A 961-nucleotide genomic window follows, 5' to 3' on the forward strand; every position below is an offset into this window, starting at 1 on the left:
GGAGCAGACGGCCCAGGTAGGCCGGCTGGTCAGGAACCCACCTCAAGAAGAAAATCATGGCCAAGAAAAAACCCTATCCAGTTCCAACATTGGCCCAGCAGATCGAACTCGCATGGGCTGACGAGCTCGCTTCGCACTATGGCCGTGCACGTGACGAAGTCCGAGAAAAAATTCGTCCCTGGTTCTCATTTCCGACGGGGACGCTGAGGATCGAATTCATGGATCAATCGTGCGTCGAATTCCGTCATGCCATTCATATCGTGAGCGAATCCAAGTACACCATCGCTGTTTTCACCGAACATTGCGGTCATCACCTCTACCCTTATCATGATGCTCGGGTTTTCCGTGATGGCGAACTCGTGTATGAGCAAATCCCGGCATGGAGTGCGTGACGCTACCGCAGCAATGCGCCTTCGCGTAAAGTCTGCAATGGGTCGGATCCAGTCCTTCGTGACAGTCTGCGATTTTTCGGTCCTGGCGACCTGCTATGCTGAGCTGAACGGCCGCGTTCGGCCAGGAGCGCATATTCTAGGCCAGGAAGTCGCATGTACGTTTTCAACTCAAGAGGGGAACGCAATGTCAGAGACGGATCAAGACCGCTTACGCCCTCTCCGTAATGAAGAGGACTCACTCGTGCGTGCTCTACTTCTGCACGTGACGGACAGCGGGCAGCTGGTTCGTCAACTGGAACAAGCTCAGGTACGCGACATGGACGACGGCGGGATGGGTAGCCTTAAATTCGCTGGTGACGAGCCCCGGTCGTTAGGCAACTGCCTTATGAAAGCAGAGTACCGGGATCGCGATGGCATCCTAGTCAGTATCGCGCTCAACGCGGACACAGGTGGACGGCTCTATGAGCTTGACATCTGGAGGATGGATTTTGCTCCTCTCCAGGAGTACCCGGATTCTGAACGTCTGGCGATCAAGACCTGAATCGAAGAGCTGCATGTCCGCTTCGGGT

Annotated in this window: 2 protein-coding genes; both read left to right on the plus strand. The window is 55.2% G+C overall.

The annotated features are described in order from the left end of the window. Positions 1-56 precede the first annotated feature (56 nt). Entirely contained in the window at positions 57-392 is a 336-nt protein-coding gene (locus tag ACQ7JA_RS24970) for a hypothetical protein (RefSeq protein ID WP_430902403.1), read from the plus strand. 184 nt (positions 393-576) lie between these two features. Then, positions 577-933, plus strand: coding sequence for a DUF6984 family protein (locus ACQ7JA_RS24975; protein WP_430902404.1), 357 nt, complete (start codon positions 577-579; stop codon positions 931-933). Positions 934-961: the final 28 nt, after the last annotated feature.

The sequence above is a fragment of the Massilia sp. BKSP1R2A-1 genome, from assembly GCF_050586525.1.
In the GTDB taxonomy this organism is placed as follows: domain Bacteria; phylum Pseudomonadota; class Gammaproteobacteria; order Burkholderiales; family Burkholderiaceae_D; genus Telluria.

Coding starts and splice junctions, on each gene's coding strand:
- ACQ7JA_RS24970 (WP_430902403.1), top strand. CDS start 57: ATGGCCAAGAAAAAACCCTATCCAGTTCCAACATTGGCCCAGCAGATC.
- ACQ7JA_RS24975 (WP_430902404.1), top strand. CDS start 577: ATGTCAGAGACGGATCAAGACCGCTTACGCCCTCTCCGTAATGAAGAG.